This window comes from Methylobacterium sp. WL18 (assembly GCF_008040015.1).
Taxonomy (GTDB): domain Bacteria; phylum Pseudomonadota; class Alphaproteobacteria; order Rhizobiales; family Beijerinckiaceae; genus Methylobacterium; species Methylobacterium mesophilicum.
In genome coordinates, this window is record NZ_VRVD01000207.1 from 1 (window position 1) to 7,610 (window position 7,610).

Genomic DNA, 7,610 nt, shown 5'->3' on the forward strand with positions numbered 1-7,610 from the left:
CGCCCCTGCCGGTCCCGGCGACCGCCGAGGCGGCAGCCCCCGCCCCGACGGTGCAGCTCGCCCGGTGGCATTACCGGCGCCACTGGCACTGGCGGCGGCACTGGCACCACCGGCGCCATCACTGGCACCGCCGCCACCATTGGCACCGCCATCACTGGCACCGGCGCCCCGTCGCGTATCGCCGGCATTTCGGCCCGCGGCACCCGACGTTCTACTGACGCGGGCAGCGCGCGCCCCGGCCGGATCGAGCCGGGGCGCGGCCTTGTGTCCGGGCCCGGAAAAGCTTATTTAACCACCTGATATCACTGCTGTTCCGCAAGGCCGTCCGGGCGCCCCGCGCGCCATCCGGACGGTCGCCAGCACCGCCCCTCCGGGCCCGATAACGGATACTTCCTTGGCCGAGACCGATCCGACTGGCGCTCCCCCGCCCGCCAGCGACATTCGCCCCGTCTCCATCACCGACGAGATGCGCCGCTCGTACCTCGATTACGCCATGAGCGTGATCGTGAGCCGCGCGCTTCCCGACGCGCGCGACGGCCTGAAGCCGGTGCACCGGCGCATCCTCTATTCCGCCTTCGAATCCGGGCACCTGCCGGAGCGGAAATACGTCAAGTCGGCCCGCATCGTGGGCGACGTGATCGGTCTGTACCACCCGCACGGCGACCAATCGATCTACGACGCCTTGGTGCGGATGGCGCAGGACTTCTCCATGCGCCTGATGCTCATCGACGGGCAGGGCAATTTCGGCTCGGTCGACGGCGATCCGCCGGCGGCCATGCGCTACACCGAATCGCGCCTGGCCAAGCCCGCCACCGCACTGCTCTCCGACATCGACAAGAACACCGTCGACTTCCAGCCGAACTACGACGAATCGCGGGAGGAGCCAAAAGTCCTCCCGGCCCGGTTCCCGAATCTCCTGGCCAACGGCGCCGGTGGCATCGCGGTCGGCATGGCGACCAACATCCCGCCGCACAATCTGGGTGAGCTGATCGACGCCTGCGTGGCGCTGATCGGCGATCCCGGGCTGACCATCGAGCAGCTCACCGAGATCGTCCCCGGGCCGGACTTCCCTACGGGCGGGATGATCCTCGGCCGCGCCGGCACCCGGCAGGCCTACGCCACCGGCCGCGGCTCGGTGATCATGCGCGCCAAGTCGCATGTCGAGGAGCTGCGCAAGGAGCGCGAGGCGCTGATCTTCACCGAGATCCCGTATCAGGTGAACAAGGCGACGCTGGTCGAGAAGATCGCCGAGCTGGTGAAGGAGAAGCGGGTCGAGGGCATCTCGGACCTGCGCGACGAATCCGACCGCAGCGGCATGCGCATCGTGGTCGAGATCAAGCGCGACGCCATGGCTGAGGTGGTGCTGAACCAGCTCTACCGGTTCACGCCGCTGCAATCCTCCTTCGGCTGCAACATGGTCGCCCTCAACGGCGGCCGGCCGGAGCTGATGAACCTGAAGGACCTGCTCCAGGCCTTCGTGGACTTCCGCGAGGAGGTCGTCTCCCGCCGCACCAAGTTCCTGCTCGGCAAGGCCCGCGAGCGCGCCCACGTGTTGTGCGGGCTGGCCATCGCGGTCGCCAACATCGACGAGGTCATCCGCCTGATCCGCACCTCGCCGGATCCGAACACGGCCCGCGAGGCCCTGATGGCGCGCGACTGGCCGGCCCACGACATCGCGCCGCTGATCGCGCTGGTGGACGACCCGCGCCACCGGGTCGCCGAGGACGGCACCTACCGCCTGTCCGAGACCCAGGCCCGCGCCATCCTCGACCTGCGCCTGCAGCGCCTCACCGCGCTCGGCCGCGACGAGGTCGGGGACGAGCTGAAATCGCTCGCCGACGAGATCGCCGACTATCTCGACATCCTGCGCTCGCGCGCCCGCATCCAGGCGATCGTGACGGACGAGCTGATCGAGGTCCGGCAGCAATTCGCCACCCCGCGCCGGACCGAGATCGTCGACTACGATTCGAGTGTCGAGGACGAGGACCTGATCGCCCGCGAGGACATGGTCGTGACCGTGTCCCATGCCGGCTACGTCAAGCGCGTGCCGCTCTCGACCTACAGGGCCCAGCGCCGGGGCGGGAAGGGCCGCTCGGGCATGGCGACCCGCGACGAGGATTTCGTCACCCGCCTGTTCGTGGCCAACACCCACACGCCGGTGCTGTTCTTCTCCAGCCAGGGCCAGGCCTACAAGGAGAAGGTCTGGCGCCTGCCGATGGCCGCCCCGAACGCCCGCGGCAAGGCGCTGGTGAACATCCTGCAATTGCAGGACACCTCCGAGCGCATCACCACGATCATGCCGCTGCCCGAGGACGAGGCGTCCTGGGAGACGCTCGACGTCATGTTCGCCACCGCCAGCGGCAACGTCCGGCGCAACAAGCTGTCGGACTTCGTCCAGGTGAACCGCAACGGCAAGATCGCCATGAAGCTCGATCCGGGCGATCACATCGTCCATGTCGAGATCTGCCGGCCGGACCAGAACGTGCTGCTGACGACCGCGATGGGGCAGTGCATCCGCTTCCCCGTGGAGGACGTGCGCGTGTTCAAGGGCCGCGACTCGACCGGCGTGCGCGGCATCCTGCTGGCCAAGGACGACCGGGTCATCTCGATGACGATCCTGAACGCCTTCGACGCCAGCGCCGAGGAGCGGACCGGCTACCTGAAGATGCGCCGCGCCGTCACCGGCGAGGTGGAGGAGGGCGCCGAGGTCGAGGCCGAGGACGGCACCGAGGCCGCCGCGATCTCGCAGGAGCGCTACGCCGAGATGGGCGGGGCCGAGCAATACGTGCTCACCCTGTCCGAGCGGGGCTACGGCAAGCGCTCCTCGTCGTTCGAGTACCGGACCTCCGGCCGCGGCGGCAAGGGCATCACGGCCATGCGGGTCAACGACCGCAACGGCAGCCTCGTGGGCTCCTTCCCGGTGGAGGCGACGGACCAGATCATGCTGGTCACCGACCGCGGCCAGCTGATCCGCGTGCCGGTGGACGACATCCGCATCGTCGGCCGCGCCTCGCAGGGCGTCACCGTGTTCAACACCGCCAAGGACGAGAAGGTCGTATCGGTGGAGCACATCGTGGGCGAGGACGAGGGCAGCGCCGAGGCCGGCCTGGAGAACGGCATCGAGGCTGGCCCGGAGGACGGCTCCGAGGGCGGCACAGACGGCGGCACCGACGAGGTGTGAGGGCTTCGGCCCGCACACCCCGAGGTTCCGTCCCGCGCAAAAATGCTCTAGGTCGGGCCGCGATGACCCGCACCGCCCTCTACGCCGGCTCGTTCGATCCGGTCACGAACGGCCATCTCGACGTGGTTCGCCAAGCCTGCCGGCTGGTGGACCGCCTCGTGATCGCCATCGGCGTCCATCCCGGCAAGGCGCCGCTGTTCTCGGCCGAGGAGCGCGCCGCCCTGCTCGCCGAGACCTGCGGACCGGTGGCGCAGGCCGAGGGGGCGACGCTGGAAATCGCGACGTTCGCCGACCTCGCGGTGTCGGCGGCCCGGCGCTGCGGGGCGTCGATCTTCATCCGCGGCCTGCGCGACGGCACGGATCTCGACTACGAGATGCAGCTCGCGGGCATGAACGGCGCCATGGCGCCCGAGGTGCAGACCGTGTTCCTGCCCGCCTCGACGCAGGCGCGCCCGATTACCGCGACGCTGGTGCGCCAGATCGCCGGCATGGGTGGGGATGTCTCGCCCTTCGTGCCGGCGGCCGTCGCCGACCGCCTCCGGCAGCGCTTCGCCGCCACAGCCTGATCCTCTGACCTTTCTGGAAGGAACCCGATGAATCGCCGCCACGCCCTCCTCGCGCTCGCCCTCACGCTCGGCTCCGTCCCGGCCGCCCGGGCCGCCGACGCCAACACGGTCTTTCTCGACACCAAGGACGGGCGCATCACCATCATGCTGCGGCCGGACCTCGCCCCGAAGCACGTCAAGCAGATCAAGACGCTGGTCGGCCAGGGCTTCTACGACGGCTTAAAATTCCACCGGGTGATCGACGGCTTCATGGCCCAGACCGGCGACCCGAAGGGCAACGGCACCGGGGGCTCCAGCCTGCCGAACATCCCGGGCGAGTTCTCGCAGACGGCCGAGTTCCGCCGCGGCACCGTGGGCATGGCCCGCTCGTCGGATCCGAACTCGGCCAACTCGCAGTTCTTCATCTGCCTCGGCGACGCGCCGTTCCTGAACAAGCAGTACACTGTCGTGGGCAACGTCACGGACGGGCTCGACGTGCTTGACAGGATCAAGAAGGCCGCCCCCGGTGCCCCGGGCGGCGCCGTGCAGGACCCGGACAAGATCGTCCGCATGACGCTCGCCGAGAAGGCCAAGTAGCCTCTCGCCGATGTGGCACCGGCTGGCCATCCTCGGCGCGCTCGCCCTCGCCCCGGCGACGGCGCGCGCCTATGATGACGTCTCAGCCTATGGCGGCTTCGCGTACGCGCCGGGCGGCGGTTATCCGCTGAGTCTGCCGCAGACCCTCCGAGGCACCGTCGCGGTGCCGCTCGCGCATCGGCCGGCCCGGGCGGCCGACACCCTGGCCGAGCTCTACCCGGTGCTGGCGGCCTGCTGGCAGCCGCCGGCAGGGCTGGGGCGACCCAACGCCGGGGCTGCCGATATCGAGATCACCGCGCGGCTGTCGCTTCGGCGCGACGGCAGCCTGATCGGCCCCCCGCGCATCACCTACGCGGCGGGTTTCCAGGCCGGCCGGCGCCGCAGCCTGGTGCGGTCGACCCTAGACGCGCTCGCCGGCTGTATGCCGGCGCGGATCACCCCGGGCCTCGGCCGGGCGATCGCGGGGCGACCGGTGGCCCTGCGGTTCGTCTACCGGCCGCCGGCCTGACCGTTTCGCCGCGCTCGCCGGATCGGGTGGGCGCCGCTACATTCTCACCAACAGGAAGGACCCACCATGGCCGACACCGAAAACCTCATCCTCGAGACCACCAAGGGCCGCGTCGTGATCGGGCTGCGCCCCGACCTCGCCCCGGGCCATGTCGAGCGGATCAAGACGCTGGCCGCCCAGGGCTTCTACGACGGCGTGCCGTTCCACCGGGTCATCGACGGCTTCATGGCCCAGACCGGCGATCCGACCGGCACCGGCTCGGGCGGCTCCGAGCTGCCGGACTTGAAGGCCGAGTTCAACGCCGAGCCGCACGTGCGCGGCACCTGCTCGATGGCCCGCACCAACTTCCCGCACTCGGCGAACTCGCAGTTCTTCATCTGCTTCGACGACGCGCGCTTCCTCGACAAGCAGTACACGGTCTGGGGCAAGGTCGTGGACGGCATGGACGTGGTCGACACGATCAACAAGGGCGAGCCGCCGCGCTCTCCGGACAAGATCGTCAAGGCGACGGTCGGCGAAGCGGCCTAGTTTGAAATTTGGCCGCTCGTGCCGCGATAATCGCGAGCGCGGGCGGCCGGTCATGGAAGATCGAGGCGTGCCGGCTGCGCTGCGGAGTTTCAGCTTTGCAGCATTGGCCTGGAACGCTAGGCTTCGTTGGTGTCTGAATCTCGCCGACGCGCACGAACCTTCAAGACGGCTTGGTTCGCCAAGACGGCGCGGAAAGCCCATATCACCGATCGAGACTTGCACGCGGCGATCCTGGAAGTCGAGCGCGGCCAGGCTGACGATCTCGGCGGCGGTGTCTTCAAAGAAGCGCTTGAACAAAAACATGTACCGGAGCGTCAAACTGGCCAGGATCGGTCATTACTGGCTCTATCAGTACCTGTTCGCGAAAAAGAATCGCGCCAACATCGAAGACAACGATCTGAAGGCGTTCCGCTTGCTCGCCAAGGACCTCGGCAGGACGATGGATGCCGACATCGCTCGTCTCATTGCGGCCGGCCACATCACGGAGATCTGCCATGACCGGGAAGCGGACGTTTAAGAGCGACGCCTTCGAGTCGATCCACGCGACCGCCATGGCCTTCCACGAGGTCGGCGTGACGGATGCGGAAACGATGCGCGCCTTCGACGAGATCTGCCTCGCCGTGCCGTCGGCGATCGAGCCCGCGCAGATCAAGCAACTGCGTGAGAACCTCAACGTGAGCCGACCGGTCTTCGCCCGCTATCTCAACACCAGCGAGAACACTGTGGCGAAGTGGGAAACCGGTGCCAAGAAACCCAGCGGCACCGCGCTCAAGCTCCTGGCGGTCGTTCGGAAGCACGGCCTCCACGTTCTGGCTTGAGGTCGAATTCCGCAGCCGCCGCCAGATCCTCCGGCGTGTTGACGTTCAGGAACGGATCGACTGTTTCAGCAGGCCATTCCACGATGGCCGCGCCATGATGCGCGATGAACGCGCCGACCCGCCGCTCGTCCCGCTCCACCAGGGCGCGGCGCAGATCCGCCCGCAGACCGACCGGCCACAGCGCCACGGTGTAGTGCTCGCGCCCGCCCGAGGCGGCGAGCGCGATCGGAGCATCCACCAGGGCTGAACCGAGCCGCGTGGCGAGATCGCCCGGCAGGAATGGGGCATCCCCGGGCACACTCAGGACATGGGTGACGTCCGGGTGCCGCACGGCGGCGAAGTCCAGACCCGCCAGCAGGCCGGCCAAGGGACCCGGGAGCCCCGGCACGGGATCGGGCAGGATCGGCCCCGGAAACCCGGCGAACCGATCCGGATCCCCGTTGGCGCTTAACGCCAGACCGGCGCCGCATTGCGGGGCGAGCCTCTCCGCGACGCGCTCCAGCAACGTCCGCCCGCCCATCAGCATCAGTGGCTTGTCGACCCCGCCCATCCGCCGGCCGAGGCCGCCGGCGAGGATCAGGCCCAGGACGTGCGGGCGATCCACCGGGAAACACCTACTCGATGACGATCCTCGGCGCGGTGCGCCCGGCCGGGGCGCCCGAGAGGTTCGCCCACAGGGACGCGGCGATGTCGCGGTAGACCTTGGCATGGGGGCCGTCCGGATCGGTCGCAACCACGGGCCGGCCGGAATCCGAGGTCTCGCGGATGGTCATGTCGAGGGGCACCTCGCCGAGGAACGGCACGCCGAGGCGCTGCGCCTCGATGCGGGCGCCGCCATGCCCGAAGATGTGCGAGGCGTGGCCGCAATTCGGGCAGACGAAGGTCGCCATGTTCTCGATCACCCCGAGGATCGGGACCGCGACCTTCTTGAACATAGTCACGCCCCGGCGGGCGTCGATCAGCGCGAGGTCCTGGGGCGTCGAGACGATCACGGCACCCGAAAGCGGCGTCGCCTGGGCCATGGTCAGCTGGGCGTCGCCGGTGCCGGGCGGCATGTCGACGATGAGCACGTCGAGTTCGCCCCACAGCACGTCGCGCAGCATCTGGGTGATGGCCGACTGCACCATCGGCCCGCGCCAGATCATCGCCGTCTCGGGCTCGATCAGGAATCCGATCGACATGACCTTCAGCCCGTAGCCGACCATCGGCTCCATGGACTTGTTGTCGACCACGGTCGGCTTGCCCGACAGGCCGAACAGCTTCGGCACGGACGGCCCGTAGATGTCGGCATCGAGCAGGCCGACCTTCAGCCCCTGCGCCTGCAGGGCCAGCGCGAGGTTGCAAGCGGTGGTGGACTTGCCGACGCCGCCCTTGCCGGAGGCGACCGCCACGATGTGGCGCACGCCGGCGATCTGCGGACCCTGGTTCGGGGG

General features: G+C 69.1%; 9 protein-coding genes and 1 pseudogene. 8 read left to right on the forward strand and 2 right to left on the reverse strand.

Annotation, left to right across the window (positions count from 1 at the left end):
- The 8 genes and pseudogenes from FV228_RS15525 to FV228_RS15560 all read left to right on the forward strand — a co-directional run.
- Window positions 1-218: hypothetical protein (locus tag FV228_RS15525; protein ID WP_147855444.1), on the forward strand; the 218-nt coding region annotated here is incomplete at its 5' end.
- A 176-nt stretch (window positions 219-394) separates the two neighbouring features.
- On the forward strand, window positions 395-3,181 hold the full coding sequence (gene gyrA / locus FV228_RS15530; protein ID WP_147855445.1) for a DNA gyrase subunit A: 2,787 nt from the start codon (window positions 395-397) through the stop codon (window positions 3,179-3,181).
- Window positions 3,182-3,243: 62 nt separating this feature from the next.
- Entirely contained in the window at window positions 3,244-3,747 is a 504-nt protein-coding gene (gene coaD / locus FV228_RS15535; protein ID WP_147855446.1) for a pantetheine-phosphate adenylyltransferase, read from the forward strand.
- 27 nt (window positions 3,748-3,774) lie between these two features.
- A complete protein-coding gene (locus FV228_RS15540; protein ID WP_147855447.1) occupies window positions 3,775-4,323 on the forward strand; it encodes a peptidylprolyl isomerase in 549 nt (182 codons plus the stop codon).
- 10 nt (window positions 4,324-4,333) lie between these two features.
- A complete protein-coding gene (locus FV228_RS15545) occupies window positions 4,334-4,831 on the forward strand; it encodes a hypothetical protein (RefSeq protein WP_147855448.1) in 498 nt (165 codons plus the stop codon).
- 66 nt (window positions 4,832-4,897) lie between these two features.
- Window positions 4,898-5,359: a peptidylprolyl isomerase gene (locus tag FV228_RS15550; protein WP_147855449.1), complete on the forward strand. Its 462-nt coding sequence runs from the start codon at window positions 4,898-4,900 to the stop codon at window positions 5,357-5,359.
- A 129-nt stretch (window positions 5,360-5,488) separates the two neighbouring features.
- Window positions 5,489-5,876: pseudogene (locus FV228_RS15555) on the forward strand (type II toxin-antitoxin system RelE/ParE family toxin).
- Window positions 5,854-6,177, forward strand: a complete 324-nt coding sequence (locus FV228_RS15560; protein WP_147855450.1) for a DNA-binding transcriptional regulator — start codon at window positions 5,854-5,856, stop codon at window positions 6,175-6,177. Before FV228_RS15555 ends, FV228_RS15560 begins: the two are co-directional and overlap by 23 nt.
- Here the strand turns inward: FV228_RS15560 and mobA are convergent.
- Together mobA and apbC are read right to left on the reverse strand one after the other, a co-directional pair.
- The gene (gene mobA, locus FV228_RS15565) at window positions 6,128-6,781 is read right to left on the reverse strand and encodes a molybdenum cofactor guanylyltransferase MobA (RefSeq protein ID WP_281406500.1); all 654 of its coding nucleotides are present in this window, start codon (window positions 6,779-6,781) and stop codon (window positions 6,128-6,130) included. The two genes, FV228_RS15560 and mobA, sit on opposite strands and share 50 nt — an antisense overlap.
- Before the next feature lie 10 nt (window positions 6,782-6,791).
- On the reverse strand, window positions 6,792-7,610 hold an 819-nt coding region (gene apbC, locus FV228_RS15570; protein WP_147855452.1), incomplete at its 5' end, for an iron-sulfur cluster carrier protein ApbC.

Excerpts from the sequence above, each read along its gene's own strand:
- coaD (WP_147855446.1), top strand. The coding sequence starts at position 3,244 with ATGACCCGCACCGCCCTCTACGCCGGCTCGTTCGATCCGGTCACGAAC.
- FV228_RS15540 (WP_147855447.1), top strand. The coding sequence starts at position 3,775 with ATGAATCGCCGCCACGCCCTCCTCGCGCTCGCCCTCACGCTCGGCTCC.
- FV228_RS15545 (WP_147855448.1), top strand. The coding sequence starts at position 4,334 with ATGTGGCACCGGCTGGCCATCCTCGGCGCGCTCGCCCTCGCCCCGGCG.
- FV228_RS15550 (WP_147855449.1), top strand. The coding sequence starts at position 4,898 with ATGGCCGACACCGAAAACCTCATCCTCGAGACCACCAAGGGCCGCGTC.
- FV228_RS15560 (WP_147855450.1), top strand. The coding sequence starts at position 5,854 with ATGACCGGGAAGCGGACGTTTAAGAGCGACGCCTTCGAGTCGATCCAC.